The sequence below is a fragment of the Alkalibacterium putridalgicola genome (assembly GCF_900109825.1).
Lineage (GTDB): Bacteria > Bacillota > Bacilli > Lactobacillales > Carnobacteriaceae_A > Alkalibacterium > Alkalibacterium putridalgicola.
This window is the reverse complement of the sequence record NZ_FOBL01000027.1, coordinates 15,605-35,270: the sequence shown is the minus strand read 5'-3', so window position 1 is coordinate 35,270 and position 19,666 is coordinate 15,605. Positions and strand designations below refer to the sequence as shown.

The 19,666-nt window shown below is 40.1% G+C and carries 21 protein-coding genes; 3 read left to right on the top strand and 18 right to left on the bottom strand.

Translation table 11 applies throughout. From position 1 onward, the window contains the following. Positions 1-81 precede the first annotated feature (81 nt). The 8 genes from BMX84_RS09235 to BMX84_RS09200 all read right to left on the bottom strand — a co-directional run bounded on the left by BMX84_RS09235 (position 82) and on the right by BMX84_RS09200 (position 6,638). Complete coding sequence (locus BMX84_RS09235) at positions 82-1,260, bottom strand: IS110 family RNA-guided transposase (protein WP_177165413.1); 1,179 nt, start codon at positions 1,258-1,260, stop codon at positions 82-84. Between the two features lie 342 nt (positions 1,261-1,602). Continuing rightward, positions 1,603-2,208 (bottom strand): 30S ribosomal protein S4, encoded by a 606-nt coding sequence (rpsD, locus tag BMX84_RS09230; protein WP_091489117.1) that lies wholly within the window; start codon positions 2,206-2,208, stop codon positions 1,603-1,605. Between the two features lie 308 nt (positions 2,209-2,516). Beyond that, a complete protein-coding gene (locus BMX84_RS09225) occupies positions 2,517-3,644 on the bottom strand; it encodes a baeRF6 domain-containing protein (protein ID WP_091489114.1) in 1,128 nt (375 codons plus the stop codon). Between the two features lie 167 nt (positions 3,645-3,811). Continuing rightward, on the bottom strand, positions 3,812-4,369 hold the full coding sequence (locus tag BMX84_RS09220; protein WP_091489112.1) for a sugar O-acetyltransferase: 558 nt from the start codon (positions 4,367-4,369) through the stop codon (positions 3,812-3,814). Then, the gene (locus tag BMX84_RS09215) at positions 4,366-5,001 is read right to left on the bottom strand and encodes a DUF1054 family protein (RefSeq protein WP_091489110.1); all 636 of its coding nucleotides are present in this window, start codon (positions 4,999-5,001) and stop codon (positions 4,366-4,368) included. Before BMX84_RS09215 ends, BMX84_RS09220 begins: the two co-directional genes overlap by 4 nt. A 116-nt stretch (positions 5,002-5,117) precedes the next feature. After that, positions 5,118-5,810 carry a 5'-methylthioadenosine/adenosylhomocysteine nucleosidase gene (locus BMX84_RS09210; protein WP_091489108.1) on the bottom strand — a complete coding sequence of 231 codons (693 nt, stop codon included), beginning with the start codon at positions 5,808-5,810 and terminating at the stop codon, positions 5,118-5,120. Between the two features lie 19 nt (positions 5,811-5,829). Continuing rightward, positions 5,830-6,075, bottom strand: a complete 246-nt coding sequence (locus BMX84_RS09205; protein ID WP_091489107.1) for a hypothetical protein — start codon at positions 6,073-6,075, stop codon at positions 5,830-5,832. 2 nt (positions 6,076-6,077) lie between these two features. Continuing rightward, complete coding sequence (locus tag BMX84_RS09200) at positions 6,078-6,638, bottom strand: NUDIX hydrolase (RefSeq protein ID WP_091489105.1); 561 nt, start codon at positions 6,636-6,638, stop codon at positions 6,078-6,080. A 172-nt stretch (positions 6,639-6,810) separates the two neighbouring features. Between BMX84_RS09200 and BMX84_RS09195 the strand changes: the two genes are divergently transcribed. The 3 genes from BMX84_RS09195 (at position 6,811) to BMX84_RS09185 (ending at position 9,092) form a co-directional block, all read left to right on the top strand. Beyond that, entirely contained in the window at positions 6,811-7,503 is a 693-nt protein-coding gene (locus BMX84_RS09195) for a 5-bromo-4-chloroindolyl phosphate hydrolysis family protein (RefSeq protein WP_091489103.1), read from the top strand. Positions 7,504-7,550: 47 nt separating this feature from the next. Continuing rightward, on the top strand, positions 7,551-8,762 hold the full coding sequence (locus BMX84_RS09190; RefSeq protein ID WP_091489102.1) for a toxic anion resistance protein: 1,212 nt from the start codon (positions 7,551-7,553) through the stop codon (positions 8,760-8,762). A gap of 87 nt (positions 8,763-8,849) precedes the next feature. Further along, the gene (locus BMX84_RS09185) at positions 8,850-9,092 is read left to right on the top strand and encodes a GlsB/YeaQ/YmgE family stress response membrane protein (RefSeq protein ID WP_091489100.1); all 243 of its coding nucleotides are present in this window, start codon (positions 8,850-8,852) and stop codon (positions 9,090-9,092) included. 52 nt (positions 9,093-9,144) lie between these two features. Here BMX84_RS09185 and BMX84_RS09180 read toward each other — a convergent pair whose 3' ends face one another. The 10 genes from BMX84_RS09180 to murG form a co-directional block, all read right to left on the bottom strand. Next, on the bottom strand, positions 9,145-9,345 hold the full coding sequence (locus tag BMX84_RS09180) for a cold-shock protein (RefSeq protein WP_091489098.1): 201 nt from the start codon (positions 9,343-9,345) through the stop codon (positions 9,145-9,147). Between the two features lie 179 nt (positions 9,346-9,524). Next, entirely contained in the window at positions 9,525-12,305 is a 2,781-nt protein-coding gene (gene ileS, locus BMX84_RS09175; RefSeq protein WP_091489122.1) for an isoleucine--tRNA ligase, read from the bottom strand. Positions 12,306-12,571: 266 nt separating this feature from the next. After that, positions 12,572-13,231: a DivIVA domain-containing protein gene (locus BMX84_RS09170; RefSeq protein WP_091489097.1), complete on the bottom strand. Its 660-nt coding sequence runs from the start codon at positions 13,229-13,231 to the stop codon at positions 12,572-12,574. Positions 13,232-13,306: 75 nt separating this feature from the next. Continuing rightward, positions 13,307-14,092 (bottom strand): YlmH family RNA-binding protein, encoded by a 786-nt coding sequence (locus tag BMX84_RS09165; RefSeq protein WP_091489095.1) that lies wholly within the window; start codon positions 14,090-14,092, stop codon positions 13,307-13,309. Positions 14,093-14,108: 16 nt separating this feature from the next. Further along, on the bottom strand, positions 14,109-14,399 hold the full coding sequence (locus tag BMX84_RS09160) for a YggT family protein (protein WP_091489094.1): 291 nt from the start codon (positions 14,397-14,399) through the stop codon (positions 14,109-14,111). A 25-nt stretch (positions 14,400-14,424) separates the two neighbouring features. Continuing rightward, positions 14,425-14,889 (bottom strand): cell division protein SepF, encoded by a 465-nt coding sequence (locus BMX84_RS09155; protein WP_091489092.1) that lies wholly within the window; start codon positions 14,887-14,889, stop codon positions 14,425-14,427. Between the two features lie 23 nt (positions 14,890-14,912). Then, on the bottom strand, positions 14,913-16,133 hold the full coding sequence (gene ftsZ, locus BMX84_RS09150) for a cell division protein FtsZ (RefSeq protein WP_091489091.1): 1,221 nt from the start codon (positions 16,131-16,133) through the stop codon (positions 14,913-14,915). A 33-nt stretch (positions 16,134-16,166) separates the two neighbouring features. Then, entirely contained in the window at positions 16,167-17,477 is a 1,311-nt protein-coding gene (gene ftsA / locus BMX84_RS09145) for a cell division protein FtsA (protein ID WP_091489089.1), read from the bottom strand. Positions 17,478-17,704: 227 nt separating this feature from the next. Beyond that, positions 17,705-18,511, bottom strand: a complete 807-nt coding sequence (locus BMX84_RS09140; RefSeq protein WP_091489088.1) for a cell division protein FtsQ/DivIB — start codon at positions 18,509-18,511, stop codon at positions 17,705-17,707. A gap of 11 nt (positions 18,512-18,522) precedes the next feature. After that, entirely contained in the window at positions 18,523-19,656 is a 1,134-nt protein-coding gene (gene murG, locus BMX84_RS09135; protein ID WP_091489086.1) for an undecaprenyldiphospho-muramoylpentapeptide beta-N-acetylglucosaminyltransferase, read from the bottom strand. Positions 19,657-19,666: the final 10 nt, after the last annotated feature.

Below are 19,666 nucleotides of genomic sequence, written 5' to 3'. Positions count from 1 at the left end.
TTTTATTTGAAAAATAATAATGCAAAAAAGCGCAAAAAACACACCCCATGCTATAATAAATACAAGTAAATTTTTATTTTTTTAGTTGAGTGCTAGGTGCTGTTGCCGCAGACCTAGTGCTCTTTTTTCGTTATATGGAACTTTATCCGTTAAAATTTTATAAATGATTCGAAGTAACTTATGACCACAGGCTACCACAGCCTTCATTTTAGATCCTCTACTGGAAATGCGGTAATACACTGATCGAAAAGCAAAATCTTTCGATCGACCGGCGATGCCCCCGCTGGAAATGAGTGTGGTCTTTAAATACTTATTTCCTGGGGTTATTCGCGACGATTTCTTTTTTCCCGCGCTTTCATTTGATCCAGGGGATAGTCCTGCCCATGAAGCGAGGTGACCCACTGTTTTAAAGCCCTCTGTATTTGGACCAATTTCAGCTAAGATAACAGCGGCACCCTGTTCTTTTATCCCAGGGATCGTTAGCAGCAAGTCGTATTCCTCCGGAAAATGAAGCAGAATATACTTACGGATGTGGCCTTCGATCTGTTGGATCTTTTCACTGTAAAATCGGTATTCATCTAGCGAATCCTCGAGTAATTGTCGATCAGTGACTGATAGTTTTCCGTCCATCGCGCGGAGGATATCTTCGGGAGAGGCTTTGACTTTCCCGTGCATACAGGCACTGACAGACGCCAAACTTAACACTTCACCGTTGATAAATAGTTGAAGCAAGGCTTGTCCTGTTTTGGAAAAAATGTCAGACAAGTAACCCGTCAGTTTGATATTGGAACGTTGAAGGATATTATGCAATTCATTCTTGGCTTGTGTTCGTTTTTGAGTATAAGACAGCCGACGGCGTGTCATCAGACGTAGTTCCATAACTACAGGTGCAGGAATGTAAGACGATTGAATCAAGCCGCAACGGCCGAGTTGCGCAATCCATTCGGCATCTTTCATATCTGTCTTACGCCCGGGCACATTTTTAATGTGTTGAGGATTAGCCAAAATCAACTGCCCTGTTCCTTCGGAAAAAATATTAAACACGGGCACCCAGTACTGTCCCGTACTTTCCATGAATATATCTGTGACGTGATGGTCTTCCAGCCACTGAAGGGCCTCTCGAAGTTCATCCGTTCTAGTGCCAAAAGTTTTCTGGATTTTTTTAGGTCGGTTTGTATCTAAAGGTCCGTCAAGAATACAGCAAACGATGGATTTCTGATGCACATCGATACCACAACATGTTTCAATCATCACTTCCATGACCATAACCTCCATCTATAAATTAGGAAACAAACCGTCTTATAAAATGTTGTAATTTTATTTCCACATTCAATGATGTATTCGGCTTATTGCAAAAGATAAGACGGTCATCCAGTTTATTAAACAGGTTCGGCAAAACCCATTAAGAAGTCGGATTGGTGTTTCCTGAGACCATTATAAAATAAAAAGATTTTTCTGTCCTGGTTTAGATTGCGGAGCAATCTTATTGTTTATTAAGATAGTTATTTTAAGATGATAAAACTAGTTTAGCTATCCTGCTGGCTCAAAAAAAGGCTAAGACATTTGAATGTCTCAGCCTTTTCATTATTATCTTGTCTTTTATTATCTGTTGTAGTACTCAACGATAAATGCTTCTTCGATTTCAGCAGGCATTTCTTCACGTAATGGTAAACGTGTAAGTGTTCCTTCTAATTTTTCATCATCGAATGAAATAAAGTCCGGACGACCAAATAATGATTCGACAGATTCTTTGATGATTTTCATGTCTCTAGATTTTTCTCTAACACCAACGACATCATTAACTGATACGCGGAATGATGGGATATCAACGCGTTTACCGTTAACAGTGATGTGTCCGTGGTTTACTAATTGACGTGCTTGACGACGAGTTGTTGCCAGACCAAGTCTGTAAACGACGTTATCCAGACGTTGTTCAAGTAAGATCATGAAGTTGACACCGTGTTTTCCTTCACGAATTTTACCTGCTTCTGTAAACAAGTTAAAGAATTGACGTTCATTTAATCCATACATGAAACGTAATTTTTGTTTTTCTTTTAATTGTAGTCCGTATTCTGATAATTTGATACGGGCTGTAGGTCCGTGTTGACCAGGTGCGTAAGGACGACGTGCGATTTCTTTACCAGTTCCTGTTAAAGAAATACCTAAACGTCTTGATTTTTTCCATGATGGTCCTGTATATCTTGACATAATAAAATTCCTCCATTGTTATAGTATATGGAGTAAAATAACGTGTGAAAGCTCAGTAATACGTGCAGTTTCTTTTCAATCTTCACCTTTGCAGCCGCTGGTTACACAATTGCGCTCATAACTAACATGGCAAGAAACTGTTGACGCGGTTACCACTTTCTGCTGCGGTATTTTACACAACTTCTAGTATACCTGTATTAAACCGAATAGTCAACACACAATAGTCTTCTAATTAAAGAACCTCTCAAAACCAGAAGTGTATCTGATTTTGAGAGGTTTCTTTTTAATCATTCAAATAGTGTCTGGACCTAGAATCTTAACAGAGCAGCGATACCTGTATCTGATGGCATGCTGGCCGTTTTCAGTACATATACCTGACCGTTCGTTTTCAAAACGTTGTGGACAAGCTGATTGACGTAAATATTCGTTTCCGTTCCTTCGTGGTATTGTCCATTCTCATCGATACGACCGTGTACCTGATAATGGTCTTCCAGTAGTAGTGTATCGATTTTCCCTTGAATGCTCGCCATTGCCAAGTCAGCATACTGGGCACCAAGCTTGAATTCCGGTGTGGTTTCTTCGTAACGGTCTACCAGTTTCTGGTAGCGTCTATTGACGATTTCATTCACGACTTCACTGGTTTTATCCTGTATGTCGTTGACGGAAAGTTGGGCTGGTGAAGCTTCAACTTTTGTGTCATCCAGAAATTCATTTTTGGATATTTTTTCAAAATCAGCAATATTTTCAGGTAAAGCAAACAGTACTAGTGGGAGTTCAGTTGGTTTAGAAAAATTCTCATAAATATATTTGTCAACTGCTCTGAAGTAGTTCACCTGATCGATTTCCACCTCGTTGCTTTTCTCATTGTGACCGTGGAACATACCTGTTCCTGCACCGCCAGCATAATCAGCAACATTCAATGCGCCGCCTGTCAGCTCTTCACCCAATGCTTTAGTCAATGTCGTTGGTGCATCTTCAGGCAATTCAATTTCCTGAACTTTATTACCGCGACCATTGAACAATCTGAATTTATCATGATTCAGGCACAGTAAATGATAGTAACTGATGTATTGAAAGTTTGAAATCAGGGGTAAAATATAAGCCTGGTCAGATACCACTGTTCCATTGTGGACAGGGACACTTAGTCTATAGTAATACACATCATCGGGAGTAATATAGATGATTACACTATCCGTCACCTTTCTCCAGAAATCAGTATTTGTTCTAAGTCCTTCGACTTTTTCAAGTAATGAATCACAATATTTTTCGTCATATTTTTCACAGAGTTTCTCTTTAGCTTCTTTTAATAAATTTTGAAATTGAATCTGATTAGCTTCTGTTTCAAAAGAGTTTGATTCAGAGTTAAGCGATATCGATACTACGACCTCATTTTCTTGCAGAAGTTCATCAGTTGGAAATGTAAACAGTTCTTTCATGTGCTTCACCTTCCATTCATTATTTTCTTCATAACTGCCCATTTATTCAAAGCAGTTTAAGAAGAGTTCTATACTTACATCATATCTAAACAAGCAAAAAATGTCTAAAGATATGCAGAAAACTCGTGTACATAACATTAAATAATGAATCTATGACCCTTTATACCCTAATCATTATCGATCGTCCGGATGATTCCAGCCGGAACTCCCCCGATAATAACATTATCTGGAAATGATTTTTTTACGACAGCCCCGGCTGCCACAACCACATTATCGCCAAGTGTCACTCCACCGACGATGGTTGCATTTGTACCGATCCAGCAGTTGTCTCCGATCACTATCGGCCTACCGAATTCATAGCCGGAATTCCGGGCTTCTGCTTCTAATGGATGCTCTGGTGTTACTAAGCTGACTCCGGGTCCTAGCATCGCATTTTTTCCGATTCTGATCGGACAGACGTCTAGAAAGACACAATTGAAATTGGCATAGAAATTTTCTCCTACATGGATGTTCTGTCCATAGTCCGTTCTGAAAGTCGGTTCCACTGTGATGTTTTCTCCTGTACTCCCGAACAGCTCTTTAATGATTTCCTGTCTCTCCTGATCTGTCTCCGCACGGTTAAATGCCTGCGCCTTCAGATGAGCAGCCCTTCTCTCTTTTACTAATTGCTGGTCATCAGGTCTGTACATTTCTCCGCCGGTCATTTTTTCTTTTTCAGTTTTCATTTTCTCTCCTCTTCTTGATAAAGATCCAGTAATTCCTTATATACAGGAAGGAGGACATCCAAGGTCTCTTTAAAGAATGTTTCCTGTTTTTCGCCATCCCCCAGCACGTCGTTATCCGGTCTGATGATACGTCCCAGCATGATCTCGCCTTTTTTAACTTTGACCAGGCGGTGCAGCGTTTTTTCGATCATCTCTTCTTCTGCTTTGTTTACGGCTGTCTTGGTATGATCTCCGGAGACATAGTAATCTTCGGGCAGATCATTCCACAATGCAGGATGAGATAAAAGATACTCGGCCATCAGTTTTTCATGTTTGGGGTTATCGACCAGCGAAAGAAACATAAAAATATACTCTTCATTGATACCGATCTGGATATGCGGGTATTTTTTATATCCGCGCTTATTGCCTCCTAGAGCGCTCCAAGTCGATTCGGGTGGGTTTGTTGTGCGTCTTCTATGTTGTGCTATATGAAAGCTTCCTTCAAAACCGGTGTATTTATTTACATGATCTATGTAAGTATCACCGAAATGCTGGAACACTGGCTGGATAGATTCTCTGATGACATGCATCCGTTCGTCCAGTCCGTTAATATCGAACAAATCAAAATCTGATTTTTCAAAATAATTTTTCATCTTCTTGCCTCCTTGAGTTCACTCGCTATTGTACCAAAAAAAGAACAGACTCTCGACAAAAGGATACCGAAAGCCTGTCTGTATTATACTTGCTTATTATAAATCTATTAAATTGCTTAGTTTACCAGAGAAATAAATTCCAGCACGGTTTCTGCTGATTTTTTCCCGACTTTCTCGATGAATTCATCAAAGGAGAGTGAGGCTTCTTCGTCAGAAACATCAGACACAGCACGAATAACTACAAATGGAATATCAAACTGATAACAGGTTTGCGCTATCGCGGCGCCTTCCATTTCAGTTACCAGGACATCAGTAAACTGTTCCCGGATCTCCGCGACTTTTTTACGGTCACTGATAAAGGAATCCCCTGTGACGATTAGTCCTTCTTTAATGGTCCAGTTCTTCTTTAGAGCGGCCTGCTTGAAAACTTCCACGAGTGGCTGATCTGATGTATATCTGCTGGGCATTTGTGGTATCTGACCAAAATCATATCCAAAAGCCCGGGCATCCGCATCGTTATATGAGAGCTCTCTTGAGATGACCAGATCTTCCACAGTCAATCCGTCTCCGATTCCACCTGCAGATCCTGTGTTAATGACAGCCTCCACTTTATACACTTCGATCAATAATGTCGCTGCAATGGCGGCATTGACTTTCCCGATACCGGATCGCACAAGGACGATCGGAACCTCATTGATTTTCCCTTCATAAAAATGCTGATTTGCTTTGGTCGTTTCCTTAGGACTTTCTAGTTTACTGATGATTTCACGTGCTTCTTGTTCCATAGCAGCAATGATACCGATTTTCATATTATACCTTCCTCGTCTATTATATAAAGAAAACATAGGACAAAACGATCAGCAGCAGTAATGCGACAATGATGATCGCCAGGTTCAGACGCTTTTCAACCAGTCGATACCTGTCCATTTCTTTTGACCGCTTTTTAGCTGTACGTCCCGTTTTATTCAGTTTCCTTTCTTTGTTCTTCTTCTCTTTTCTTTTTTTCCTGCTTATTTTCTTTCTTTCTTTTTCTTTTATCTTTTCTTCTTCTTTCTTTTGTATTCTTGATGACATGATTATTTCCCTAGCTCTCTTTCTAATTTTTTCATTTTCCAGTAAAACAGGGCAAAAACAGTCTTCGAATCTCTCAGCAAACCCTTATGATAAAACTCCCAGGCTTCATCATAAGTTGCGACAACCACTTCGACCGTCTCGTCTTCATCCAGGCTCAAGGGATTCTCAGCCAGATATAAACCAGTGGCTTCATATATCTCTAAAAATTCATCAGTGAAACCCGGAGTACTGTAAAAAGACGTGATGAATTTCCAGTTTTCCGCGTTATAACCCGTTTCTTCTTCCAGCTCGCGTTTGGCGGTCTCCAGTCCGTCGCCGTCAGTTTTATCCTTTAATCCAGCCGGTATCTCTATACTCAACTGATCGATAGCCTTGCGGTACTGTTTAACCAATATCAGTTCGCCTGCCTTGGTAAAAGGCAGAACAGCTGCAGCACCGTCATGACGAACGATCTCTCTCTGAGACATTTCTCCGTTTGGCAGTTTCACGTCCTCGACAATATATTCAGTCACATTTCCTTTGTATATCGATGTACTCTTTATTGTTTCTTCGTAGAACTCCATGAAGTCATCTCCTTAGTTATATTTTTTATCATAACTTATTTACTTAAGATTTTCATCCTGTTTTGAATTTTAACTTTATAAATCCATCTAAGGTCTTATATAAAAAAATTCATCATTTATGATATTATTAGGGTAGAAGAAATTTATCACTTAAATGGAATGGAGGATTTAAATGAAACAATCAAATACACGCTTAAACTTAACTTACGCGTTCATCTTATTTATAATCATGTTCATCTTTTTACTGCTGGTGGGGTTTGAAGTCAATATCCTGATTTCCTTTTTATTGAGCATCGGGATCGGTGTACTGCTGTTAAACGTTTTGACTAAAAACTCTCGAGGAAATACTAAAGAAAAGCTTCCCCGGCTGACTAAAGAAAAGGAAGAATTCTATTCTTCAAAAGGATTATCGAAAGAAGATATCGATTATTTCAGACGCACAATGTTTCAGGCTCAACAACAGATCATCACTATTGAACAGAATATGCAGCGATCCGGTAAACTGAGAGCGATCGAACACCGCAACAATACTGTCTCGCTGGCCAAAGAATTATTTAAAAACATCACGCAGGAGCCAAACAGACTGCATGATGTCGATAAATTTCTTTACGTCCATCTCCCTTCACTGGCAGATCTATCTGAAAAATATGTCGAAATCGAAGGGCATAAAGCTAAAAGCAAAACCACCTACGATATTCTTGAAAAGTCAGCAAATACAATTGACAAGATGTGTGAACTGATTGCTGAAGATTATGTAAAATTTAAAGCAGATGATATTCAGGATATGTCAGTGGAAGTAGAATTAGCAAAACGTACGTTCAATAAAGACAAATCAGATGACCAGATATTCGATAAAACGATATAAAGTGACGATCAGCTTATCCAACAGACTACTTATAAGAGGTGCAAACTATGTCAACTAATCATGAAAATCAGTTTGATACTCAAAAATCTGCAGAAATCGATGATTTACTGGCCGACCCCTTCGGCTCTGAACAGTCCGGAATCAATGAATCAAAAAAAACAAAACAGCCTTTGGTAAAAAAGACTGAATCAAAAAAAGTCATCGATACACTCAGCGAACAGCGCAGGAACCAGGCCTATGAGCTGGCTAAACAGATCGATATATCAGACACAGATTCACTACTCAATTATGGTGCTCAGGCGCAGCAGAAATTGGGCGAATTTTCTCACAGTGTTTTAAATCATGTTCAGAATCAGGAAACCAATCATATTGGAGAAACACTTAACGATTTGATGTTCCGTTTAAATGAAGCCGACCCAAATGAACTGAAGGCTGAGAACAAGAATCTCTTCAAAAAAATATTCAGAAAAATCAATCGGTCGATCTACGAAACCACAGCCAAGTATCAGAAGATCGGTGCCCAGGTCGATAAGATAGCCGTCAAGCTCGATAAAGAGCGAGAACTTCTCTTAAAAGACAACGAAATGCTTGAAGAACTGTACGACAAAAACTACGATTACTTTGAAGCGCTGAATGTGTATATTGCTGCCGGCGAAGTCAAGATGGAAGAACTGCAGAACGAGATCATCCCAAAAGCCATTGAACATGCTGAGACCAGCAATAATCAGATGGACGTTCAAAAAGTCAATGACTTGAACCAATTTCAAAATCGTCTGGATAAACGTCTGTATGACTTGAAAACAGCACGTCAGATGACTATTCAGCAGGCACCGCAGATTCGTCTTATCCAGAACACGAATCAGGCTTTATCCGAGAAAATACAGACTTCGATCAACACAGCTATTCCTTTATGGAAAAATCAGATCGTGGTGGCTTTGACTCTTCTTCGACAGAAAGAAGCTGTCACAGCACAGAGACAAGTGTCTGAGACCACCAATGATCTCTTGACGAAAAATTCTGAAATGCTCAAACAGTCTTCTATCGAAACAGCAAGAGAAAACGAACGCAGTATTATCGATATCGAAACGCTTGAAAAGACACAGTCAGATTTAGTGGAAACGCTGGAAGAAACCTTGAACATACAAAAAGAAGGACGTTCAAAACGTAAAGAGGCTGAAGTGCAGCTTACCCAACTGGAAAGCCGCTTGAGAGATCAGTTGCTCAAGCTGACTGAACCTAGTGATACCAATAATCAGTAAATCAATAAGTCAAAATATTTGAACAAAATGTGACAGTGTCCTATACTTTATTTGTAAGATCATAATAAAGAAAGAGGAGAGATAAGTATGTTAGGATTTATTTGGTCACTTATAGTTGGAGGCATCATTGGTGCAATCGGCCAGGCTATTGTTGGTACCGATGTTCCAGGCGGTATTATTGGTAACATTATTATAGGTTTTATTGGTGCATGGGCAGGCCATGCATTGTTCCAGTGGGGCCCACAATTAGCTGATTTCTACATTATACCAGCTATCGTCGGCGCGATCCTGATCGTATTCTTGTATGACCTGATTGCCAGCCGTTTATAATCTTTTCCAATTACTAAAAAAGACTTCCTCGTTTTGAGGAAGTCTTTTTCTTTTATATTTTATTTACGTTTGCAGCTTGAGGGCCTCTTTCGCCGTCAACGATTTCAAATTCTACTGCCTGGCCGTCATCTAATGACTTGTAGCCTTCGCTGTTGATTGCGCTGAAATGAACAAAGACATCTTCCTGTCCTTCAACTTCAATAAAACCGAAACCTTTTTCTGCATTAAACCACTTTACTGTACCTTCAACCATTGTATATCCTCCCAAAAATATATTGCAACAGACATGAAACATGATACAAATGTATTATATCGTCTTTTTCACTTTCTATCACAATCAAATTATACAAAAGAAACCGTTTTATTTCAATACATTAATGCATAAAAAAAGAACATTTCCTGTTAATTCAACAGGAAATGTTCCACTACAGTTTAATTGTTGTTCAACACTTCAGGATAATGTTCTTCACAAATATCATGACAACGCTGGCACAGGTATTCATCTTCAGAAAGCTTGATGCTGTATTCAGTTGTTATACGGCAGCGTGTACATACGTCTCCCTGCATTCTTTCTACAAGGATCGATACATTTTCAAAATCTAAAATGCGTTCGTCTTCAGGTTTCTCTTCTAAATCTTTAATGTTGATTTCAGAAGCGATCAGTATTTGTCTGATATCACTGTTCAGGCTATCCAGCAGATTTTTCACAGACTGTGATGCATAAATCGTCGTTTTTGCTTCAAAATCTTTACCGATGATTTTATTTTCACGTGCTACTTCGTTTGCTTTCAATACGTTATCCCGCAGCGACATGAATCGGCTCCACTGATCCAGAAGTTCTTTTGAATTGTCATATTCTTTAACTTCCGGGAATTCGGCTAACTGAACATAGCTTTCCTCTTCTTCAAGATAGCTCCAGATTTCTTCAGCTGTATGAGGCAGGATCGGAGTCAGCAGTTTAGTCAGATCTCTAACGATATGATAAAAGACAGTCTGCATTGCTCGTCTGTCATACGCTTCCGGTGCATCGATATAAAGGATATCTTTTGCAAAGTTTGCATAGAAATTAGAGACGTCCAGTGTCAGGAAATGATTGATTTCTTTAAAGATATCTGAGAAATTGTAACGCTCGTAACCGTCGATCACATGTTCAACAGTTAGATTGAGTTTATTCATTAGATACTGGTCTACAGGTCTTAAGTCTTCGTAGGCTATGCCATCTTTATTGAAATCAAAGTCCTCTGTATTTTGAATCAGGAATCGGATCGTGTTTCTGATTTTTCTATAGACTTCTGATACTTGTTTCAGGATATCCATACTTACTCTGACATCCGCTTGCGTATCGACACTCGACACCCATAACCGGATCAAATCGGCACCCATCTGTTTGATCACCTTGTTTGGATCAATGACATTCCCGATGGATTTACTCATTTTCTTGCCGGCACCATCCAGGACCATGCCTTGTGACAAGACTGATTTGTACGGTGGCACCCCGTTTATGGCTACTGAAGTCGTTAGACTGGAGTTGAACCATCCTCGGTACTGGTCGGATCCTTCCAGATACATATCCGCCGGAAATTCCAGATTATCCCGCTGACGAAGCACTGCATGATGGGATGATCCAGAATCAAACCAGACATCCATGATGTCGGTCTCTTTTTCAAACTGGCCGTTAGGACTGGAAGGATGCTCAAAGCCATCAGGCAGGAGGTCTTTAGCTTCTCTTTCAAACCAGACATTGGACCCATGTTCGGCAAACAATTCAGCAACATGTTCAGTTAATTCTGGTGTAATGATCGGTTCGCCGTTTTCACCATAGAAAATAGGCAGTGGGACTCCCCAGGCACGTTGTCGCGAAATGACCCAGTCGCCACGATCTCTGACCATGTTATAGATACGCTGCATGCCCCAAGGCTGCAACCAGTCTACCTCTTCGACTGCTTCAAGAATATCTTGCCTGAAATCTTTGATCGAAGCAAACCATTGTGGTGTCGCTCTGAAGATGACCGGTTTTTTAGTACGCCAGTCATGCGGATAACTATGCGTGAAGAAATCGAGTTTCAATAGCGCATTATTTTCATCCAGCCATTCAGTGATCGTCTTATTTGCTTTGTCATAGAAGATCCCCTCTAATCCAGGCGCTTCATCTGTAAACAATCCTTTTCCGTCAACTGGCGAAAGGACTGGCAGATCGTAGTTCTGACAGACGATATAGTCATCTTCACCATGTCCGGGAGCAGTGTGGACTAAGCCCGTACCATCTTCCAATGTAACGTGGTCTCCCAAGATCAGCAGTGAGTCTCTGTCATAGAATGGATGACTGGCCGTGATGCCTTCCAGGTCTTTACCAGGAATTTCTTTTACCAGTTTTACCTCGTTCCACTCCAGCGTTTCAGCTACTTTATCTGCAAGCTCAGCTGCAACGACGAATTTTCTACCGTCCGCTTCATAGACACCGTAAGTGGCATCGGGTTTTACAGCAATAGCTAAGTTAGCCGGCAGTGTCCACGGTGTCGTCGTCCAGATTACGAAAGATGTGTCATTGTCAAGGACAGACTTGCCATCGTTGACATTAAAGGCTACATAGATATTTGGAGAACGTACATCATGATATTCGATTTCCGCTTCAGCCAGTGCAGATTCACTTGAAGGAGACCAGTATATAGGTTTCAATCCTCTGTAGATATAACCTTTTTCTGCCATTTTTCCGAATACACGGATCTGTTCCGCTTCATAATCTTTCGTTAGCGTCACATAAGGATTGTCCCATTCCCCGGCCACACCTAAGCGTTTAAAGTCATCACGCTGTTTATTGATCTGCTTCCAGGCATAGTCTTCACAGAGTTTTCTGAACTCCGCCACAGACATTGATTTTCTGTCCACCCCTGTATTTGTAAGGGCCTGTTCAATAGGTAGTCCGTGTGTATCCCATCCTGGTACATAGGGTGAACGGAAACCTGACATAGACTTGTATCTGACAATAATATCTTTTGAAATTTTATTCAACGCATGACCGATATGGATATTTCCATTCGCATAAGGAGGTCCGTCATGCAGGATAAAAGAAGGTTTGTCTTTGTTCAGTTCCTGTCTCTGGCCGTAAATATCCTGTTCTTTCCATTCCTGTTGTCTTTCTGGTTCTTTATTTGGTAAATTTGCCCGCATTGGAAACTTCGTTTTAAGCAAATTCAAGGTTTCTTTCATTTCCATTTCATCACCCTCGATTTTAAATTTTTTGATGCAAAAAAAAGATCCCATCCGAAAGGACGAAATCTTCGTGGTACCACCTTAGTTTGAAAAGTTTATTAACTTTTCCTCGGTCCTTTAACGCGGGAAAGCGCGAATAACTACTTTATTCATTATCCGTTAACTTGAATGATCGATCAAAGTTTCCACTTGTCAAAATCTCAGCATTATTTGACTCTCTGTAAAGCTTTCACTAAAAAAGGTGGTTCAAGATTCTTTTACTTATTCTGTTATGGAAGTTCAACTGCCGGCGTCATGCCTTCTTCATATTCTTCTTCCACGGACACTGAAGGTTCAGAGTCATGTTTCAGATCTGCAGTTTCTTCGCCGTCTTTTTCATCCAGTTCTTTTTTCACTTCTTTGATTGTTTCTATTTCAGGCTGTTCTGAAGCGGGTGGCTGTAAAATATCATCCCACTCTTCTTTTTTTACTAACTCCAATTGAGATTCTATCATTAATTGAAGCCTTTGTCTAAAGATTCTGCTCTGTTTTCTAAGCTCTTCTGTTTCCTGTTCGATTTTGCGTGCTTTATTCACTGCATCTTTCAATAGCTCATCTGCATTGTTTTCAGCATCATGTTTCAGGTTAGACGCTTCTGTATTTGCTTCTTTTGCAATCATTTCAGCTTCTTTTTCAGCATTGAGTTTTAATCTGTCCGCCGCTTCCTGAGCTACAAGGATCGATTTATTCAAAGAATCATGCATCTGATCATAATTAGCCAGTTTTTCTTCAGCCAAATCCAATTTTTTTTCTGTTTCTTTTTTCTGCTTTAAAAGCATTTCATAGTCTTTTATGATCTGATCAAGATAGTCATTGACCTCATCCTGATCATACCCTCTCATTCTAACTGGGAATTCTTTGTTATGTATATCCATTGGTGTTAACGCCATGGAAAGACACCTCCATAATTATTTTATTCCAAAATTATTTTTTCAGTATATTAAAACTATTGAAAATCTAAATCGTTACCTGTTTCGATCAAGAACGCCTAATTTTAATCTGATTTTCTCTTTTTTTGTTTTTCCTTCTATTGCTTCTATTCGAATTCTACCATATCCACGTATAGATAGGACATCATGGATTCCTAAAACAACATCCGGTCTTTCCGTTTCATTCCAGTTCACTTTTACTTTACCAGATGAAATCAATTCTTTTGACTTTTGTCTGGAAATATGGAAGACGTTAGCTAATACAACATCCAGCCTTAAAGAAGAGACGATTTCATATCGTTCATCCCATGAATCTTTTGGAAGAAGGATATCTGTATAAGGCACTTCTTCCAGTTGTATAGTTATATTGCCGATTTTAGTTACAGATGTAAGCAGGTACTGCATGATAGCTGCATCTGCAAAAAACTGCCAGTCTTCACCGTCTGTGATAATATCACCGATCATTTCCCGCTTGATGCCCGTCCCCATAAGAGTCCCAAGGATTTTACCATGTGACAGATGAGCAAACTTTTTAGGATAGCGGATCTCAGTTATTGTTATCTCAAAGTCATCTTGTGAAGGTTCAAAATATGAGGGAGAAAGAAACAGCCGTTTTCTTTCAGCTGCTTCGTACCCACCAAACGCTTCTGCTTTTACTTCGCTGTGCTGGCCTATGATCGATTCCACGATATATTGTTCTCTGGGATCTAAGAACGGGCTGAGATAGGGAGAATATTGAAATTCTACCTGCTGGACCCAGTCCAGGACTTGATCAATAAAATATTTTTCGTCTTCTCTGAAATGCTGGTATAAATCTTCCATCTGATCCTCATCCCGTTTATATTAAAAGATTAAAAATAAGCTGAAATACAGCGGTCACGCCGTACTCTATAAATGTCAGGGCAAAGAATGCCACGATTCCTGCTAAACTGATCATACCGATAGGCGGAACGAATTGTCGGAAAATCCCAACATAAGGCTCGCAGATTCGAATAAGAAACTGTCCAAGTTTAGACTGGTAACCGCCAGGCATCCAGGATAATAAGAAATAAACAACGAGTGCAATTCTATAAAGATCGATCCCTTGCATGATCAATCTATAGACTGCGGATAATATTTGTACTAACATAGTAACTTTTGGAACTCCATTCTAATTAAAAATCTGTATTTTTTAATGCCTGCAGTTCTGAACCATCGACTTCAAATGACTGCGGTGTGCAGATGAATATCTCTTCACCCAGACGTTGAATGTCTCCCTTAATGGCATAAGTGGTTCCCATCAAGAAATCCAGCATCTTTTTGGCCTGCTCTTTTTCCATCCGTCTGAAATTTAAAATAACAGACTGGTTATTCAGAAGTGTATCAGCAATCGATTGAACTTCTGAGTATAAACGAGGTTCAACCACTTTGATTCTAGGTTTTTTTATTGCCTGCTGCTTATTGATCGCAACAATATTCTGATTTGATCCTTTATGGCTGACTTTTTTGTTTTCCGCTGCTAAAGGAGCGGATGATTTTTTTGTCTCTGTTTTAACTGGCATGGCTGATGTCTCATATTCCAAATCATCATCTGTATCATTCAGAGAAAAATAATCATTGAACTTATCCTTTAAACTCATTTATACTCTTCCTTTCAAATGAATTATTTCCGTCTTCTTCTAAAGAAAGGCGGTGTGTCCATTTCCTCATCGCTGGAATTATCTTCCGACTGATCTTCACGATCAAAAAGATTTTTAGATGCTTCTGATCTGCTTTCCGCTTTTTCATCTAAATCAGCATTGTGGCGATCTCTAAGGTTTGGTTCTTTTCGGATGTCCCAGTTGCCGAATGGGTCTTTTTCTGAACTGGCAGCCGGTGCCTGTCTGGACGTTTTCTGTTTTGCCTGTTTTGACTGAGAACCTCGTTTTTCAGGATCGATACCAGTGGCAATAACAGTGACGACAACTTCATCACCCAATTCTTCATTGACCGACGTACCAAAAATGATATTCACTTCATTTGTTGCAGCAGCTGATACAATGTCAGATGCGTCTTGCGCTTCAAATAACGTCAAGTCAGAACCGCCCGTGATGTTCAGCAGTACATTCTCTGCTCCATCCAGTGAAACTTCAAGCAATGGTGAAGAGATTGCTTTTTTAGTCGCTTCCGCTGTTCTGTTTTCTCCAGTAGCTGTTCCGATACCCATCAATGCGGATCCTTGGTTTTCCATTACCGTTTTTACGTCTGCAAAGTCAAGGTTTACATATCCCGGATTCGTAATTAGATCTGAGATCCCCTGGACCCCTTGTCTCAATACGTTATCGGCTTCTCTGAAGGCTTCCATCATAGGCGTTTTCTTGTCTACGATTTCAAGCAGTCGGTTATTGGAGATGGTGACTAACGTGTCGACATGCTCACGCATAGAGGCTATACCCTCAGCTGCAAAACGTCCTTTTTTAGGACCCTCAAAAGTAAAGGGACGCGTGATCACACCAACAGTCAATGCGCCCTGTTCTTTGGCTATTCTTGCAACGATTCCAGCTGCGCCTGTTCCTGTGCCTCCGCCCATTCCGGCAGTGACGAAAACCATGTCTGCTCCACTGAGTGCTTCTGCAATGGCTTCTTCACTTTCTTCTGCAGATTTTCTTCCAACTTCCGGATTAGCACCGGCACCCAGGCCACGAGTCAATTTTGGTCCAAGCTGAATTTTAGTTTCTGCACTCATCATATCCAGCGCCTGCAGGTCTGTGTTTGCAACGATGAATTCAACACCCTGTACGCCGTCTTCGATCATACGGTTGACAGCATTACCACCTGCTCCACCAACACCAATTACTTTTAGTTTTGCTCCATTTGCAGCAAAAGAATCAAATTCTAAATCCATACTATTTTATCCTCCTGTAGAAAATATAAGTTATTAATCAAAGAAATGTGTCAAGAAATTTTTGATTTTATCTATAAAGGTCTCACTGTTTTCATTACTTGTTTTATTCGATTTAACACTCGTCTGCGCAGGACTCGTATCCTGAGTTTTCACTATATTCTGAGACGGCTTCTCCTCATCGAATAAGACATAATGATTCATTACTTCATGGATATCATCCATATTTGCTTTGTAGTGGACTAACGAGATTGCATTTGTAAAAGAAGGATAGCGTACGCCCATAAAATCAGGCACATACTTCTTCACATGAACATTAAAAATCTCTTCAGCCAGCTCTTCTATCCTTGGGATCGCCGATGTTCCACCGGTCAGGATGATCCCTCCAGGAAGCTCCAGTGCACCGATTGCATCAAGTTCTGCTTTGATCTGTTCAAAAATCTGAGCAACTCTAGCTTCAATGATTTCAGCTATATAAGATTCTTTCACCTGAACCGTCTGATCTTGTCCTACGACATCTATCGAGATGGACTGATCATTTTCCAGTGCTTCATCATCTATGAAACCATAGCCAACTTCTCTTTTGATTTTTTCCGCATTCTTCATCGAGGTATTCAGCACTACCGAGATATCTTTAGTGATATTCGATCCGCCCTCTTTGATTATGGTGGAAAACTTGACTTGCTGATCATGAACAGCAGAAACAGTTGCTTGTCCGCCTCCTAAATCTATCTGGATCGTACCAAAGCGTCTTTCATCCTCAGACATTATCAGTTCAGACATGGCCTTAGGTTGAAAGAGCAGATCATCAACAGCATAGCCTGCATTATTGACGCTTTTTTTTATATTATGCAGGACAGTTTTTGATACTGTCAATGCGGTCCCATAACATTCGACTTGGTCTCCGACCATTTTCCTCGGGTCCTTGATTCCGTCAAACCCATCTACAATAAATTCCTCGATCATTATTGATAAGAGTGTCTGGTCCGATGAAACCTTTTTATCACGGATCTGTTTGACCATATTTCCAATGATTTCATCATTGACTTCCTGATTGGCACTCGAGACATCAACACTCACATGAAAGGGATTGATTTCAATATTTAACGCAGGTACACCTACGATCAGAGAATCGATCGTAACTCCCGCTTTTTCTTCAGCTTGCTCGACAGCTTTTCTTATCGATTGGGCTGTTTCATCGATGTCGATAATCAAACCTTTACTTATACCGTTTGTTCGTTCACTTCCAACTCCAATAACATTCATCTGACCATTCAAAACTTCAGAAACAATGACTTTAATTGAAGTGGTTCCAATATCCAAACTTGTATAAACACCATTTTTCAATTTATTGAAACCTCCTGTCTTCAATATCTTACTCTTCATATTGTCTTTTAAAGATTATATTTATTATTAAAGTTATTACTCCAATTCATTTTACCATAAAATGACGGCCATAATGAAGAGTGTTTATTGATTTATCAGTATTTTTCGATTACTTTTATGTAACAAAGGAAATTAATTCGGGTTCAAAAAAAAAAGCAAGAGTGAATTAAGCTGCTCACCCCTGCTTTTTACTCAAAATCTTCTATCTCTTCAGGCTCTTCTTCTGCTGAAAAAGGAATAAAGTAAGCACCTGCTTCCAGATCGAATAAGCCTTCTGTATTATCGACAGCCTCTTTCATATCCAGATAGTAATTTAACCGGTCCGAAAAATTCGGTACATTGACCAGCACTTCATTACCATCATTCATAAAGACACGTACCAGTAGTTCATTTCGTTCATCGTTCAAAAAATCGATTTCTGAAATAAGAGATTTAACATCGTCATCCACTTTTTCATACTCTTCGATAATCTGATCCAGCGGACGACCTTCCTCAAAATCATTGAGTATCGGCTGACTGGCATTGAGGCGAGGGACAGATTCGTCTAAGATATCTCCATTTTCCAGTATTTTTTTATACGTGTTATCGTTAGACAAGTACGCCACTGTAGTGTATTCTTCTATCGCAATTGTAAAGTCCTGTATACCGGACAGAGTCAATTCCGCTTCTTTGACCTGGGGATTCGATCCGACGATATGTTCTTCTATTTCATTTTTCTTAAGATATTTCTCCCAAAGAGATTGGCCTGAACTCAAGCCACTCGAATCAAGGACAGCCTGGTCATATACTTCCTCAGATCCTGAAACAGAAATATTCTCTATTAAACGATAGGGGCTGACGAAATAGAGTGAAAGAAGCGCCACGGCAAAAAACAGCGTGACAAGGATCCCCCATTTTATCAGTCTTCTCCTGTCATTCTTCAGATAAACCACAGAAGATGAAGGAGCTGATCGGTCATTTTCAGTTTTTGTCAGTTTTTCCTCGTTCTTACTCATCTTTCTATCTCCTAAACTAACTTGCTTTTCAATTCTGTCAGAATCGTATCGATAATCAGATCGGATGCATTTGGTTTACCTAGTTGTCTTGAAGCCCGACTCATTTCATCTCTTTTATGATTGTCGTTCATAAGCAGATCGATTTTCTCTACCAGACTATCAGCAGTCAGATCCAGTTCTTTCAGCATCAATGCCGCACCTTTGTCTGCAAGACTTTTGGCATTTTTTGTCTGATGATCTTCCGTTACATTCGGACTCGGTATCAGAATACTCGGTATCCCTAAGGATGTCAGTTCAGCAAGGGTCGTGGCCCCACTCCTGGAAACGACGAGAGAGACCGAGGCAAACACCTCTGGTAAATGATTGATGTAAGGTACGATTTTTACATTGCCTGATTTTTCTTCGGACACTAAATCATTTCCCCATTTTTCCATGATCGATGTGTAGTGATGTTTTCCCGTAATAAATAACGTCTGATATGGCTTGTTTATTAGATCATCTCTACTGTCCAGGACCGTTTCATTTATTTTAAACGCTCCCCGGCTTCCTCCAAAAATAAGTACAGTCGGTTTATCCGGATCCAGATCATAATTTTTCAATATGTCTGTTTTAACAAGACCCGCTACTTCCTGAGCCCTTGGGTTTCCAGTATACACGACTTTATCTTTACTGGAACCGAACTGTTCTCGCGCTTCTTCAAAGCAGATGGCGATCGTGGACACATATCTGGCCAGAAATTTATTTGTTAAACCGACCACGCTGTTCTGTTCATGAATAAGTGTGGGTACATTCAGTTTAGAGGCCGCATAACATACTGGAGCACTGACATACCCCCCTGTACCGATAACGACATCAGGGTCAAAGCGTTTCACTATTTTTTTAGCTTTGAATACGGAAGACAGAAAAAGTTTCACTGTATTCAAGTTATACGCTATCCCCTTGAAGCTGATGTCTCTTTTGAATCCTTCGACTTTCAGCGGTTCAAACATATATCCCTGATCAGGAACGATCGTACTTTCCAGTCCGCGATGCGTCCCCACATATAAAAATTCGGCTTTTTCATCGAGCTCTTTCATTCTATTCATCAGCGCAAGAGCAGGATAAATATGTCCACCCGTGCCTCCACCTGTAACTAGTATTTTCATCTTGTACGCA

Coding starts and splice junctions, on each gene's coding strand:
- BMX84_RS09195 (WP_091489103.1), top strand. CDS start 6,811: ATGAAACAATCAAATACACGCTTAAACTTAACTTACGCGTTCATCTTA.
- BMX84_RS09225 (WP_091489114.1), bottom strand. CDS start 3,644: ATGAAAGAACTGTTTACATTTCCAACTGATGAACTTCTGCAAGAAAAT.
- BMX84_RS09140 (WP_091489088.1), bottom strand. CDS start 18,511: ATGAGTAAGAACGAGGAAAAACTGACAAAAACTGAAAATGACCGATCA.
- BMX84_RS09170 (WP_091489097.1), bottom strand. CDS start 13,231: ATGGCGTTAACACCAATGGATATACATAACAAAGAATTCCCAGTTAGA.
- BMX84_RS09190 (WP_091489102.1), top strand. CDS start 7,551: ATGTCAACTAATCATGAAAATCAGTTTGATACTCAAAAATCTGCAGAA.
- BMX84_RS09235 (WP_177165413.1), bottom strand. CDS start 1,260: ATGGAAGTGATGATTGAAACATGTTGTGGTATCGATGTGCATCAGAAA.
- rpsD (WP_091489117.1), bottom strand. CDS start 2,208: ATGTCAAGATATACAGGACCATCATGGAAAAAATCAAGACGTTTAGGT.
- BMX84_RS09200 (WP_091489105.1), bottom strand. CDS start 6,638: ATGGAGTTCTACGAAGAAACAATAAAGAGTACATCGATATACAAAGGA.
- BMX84_RS09210 (WP_091489108.1), bottom strand. CDS start 5,810: ATGAAAATCGGTATCATTGCTGCTATGGAACAAGAAGCACGTGAAATC.
- BMX84_RS09180 (WP_091489098.1), bottom strand. CDS start 9,345: ATGGTTGAAGGTACAGTAAAGTGGTTTAATGCAGAAAAAGGTTTCGGT.
- BMX84_RS09160 (WP_091489094.1), bottom strand. CDS start 14,399: ATGTTAGTACAAATATTATCCGCAGTCTATAGATTGATCATGCAAGGG.
- BMX84_RS09165 (WP_091489095.1), bottom strand. CDS start 14,092: ATGGAAGATTTATACCAGCATTTCAGAGAAGACGAAAAATATTTTATT.
- BMX84_RS09205 (WP_091489107.1), bottom strand. CDS start 6,075: ATGTCATCAAGAATACAAAAGAAAGAAGAAGAAAAGATAAAAGAAAAA.
- BMX84_RS09220 (WP_091489112.1), bottom strand. CDS start 4,369: ATGAAAACTGAAAAAGAAAAAATGACCGGCGGAGAAATGTACAGACCT.
- BMX84_RS09215 (WP_091489110.1), bottom strand. CDS start 5,001: ATGAAAAATTATTTTGAAAAATCAGATTTTGATTTGTTCGATATTAAC.
- ftsZ (WP_091489091.1), bottom strand. CDS start 16,133: ATGGATTTAGAATTTGATTCTTTTGCTGCAAATGGAGCAAAACTAAAA.
- murG (WP_091489086.1), bottom strand. CDS start 19,656: ATGAAAATACTAGTTACAGGTGGAGGCACGGGTGGACATATTTATCCT.
- BMX84_RS09155 (WP_091489092.1), bottom strand. CDS start 14,889: ATGAGTTTAAAGGATAAGTTCAATGATTATTTTTCTCTGAATGATACA.
- BMX84_RS09185 (WP_091489100.1), top strand. CDS start 8,850: ATGTTAGGATTTATTTGGTCACTTATAGTTGGAGGCATCATTGGTGCA.
- ileS (WP_091489122.1), bottom strand. CDS start 12,305: ATGGAAATGAAAGAAACCTTGAATTTGCTTAAAACGAAGTTTCCAATG.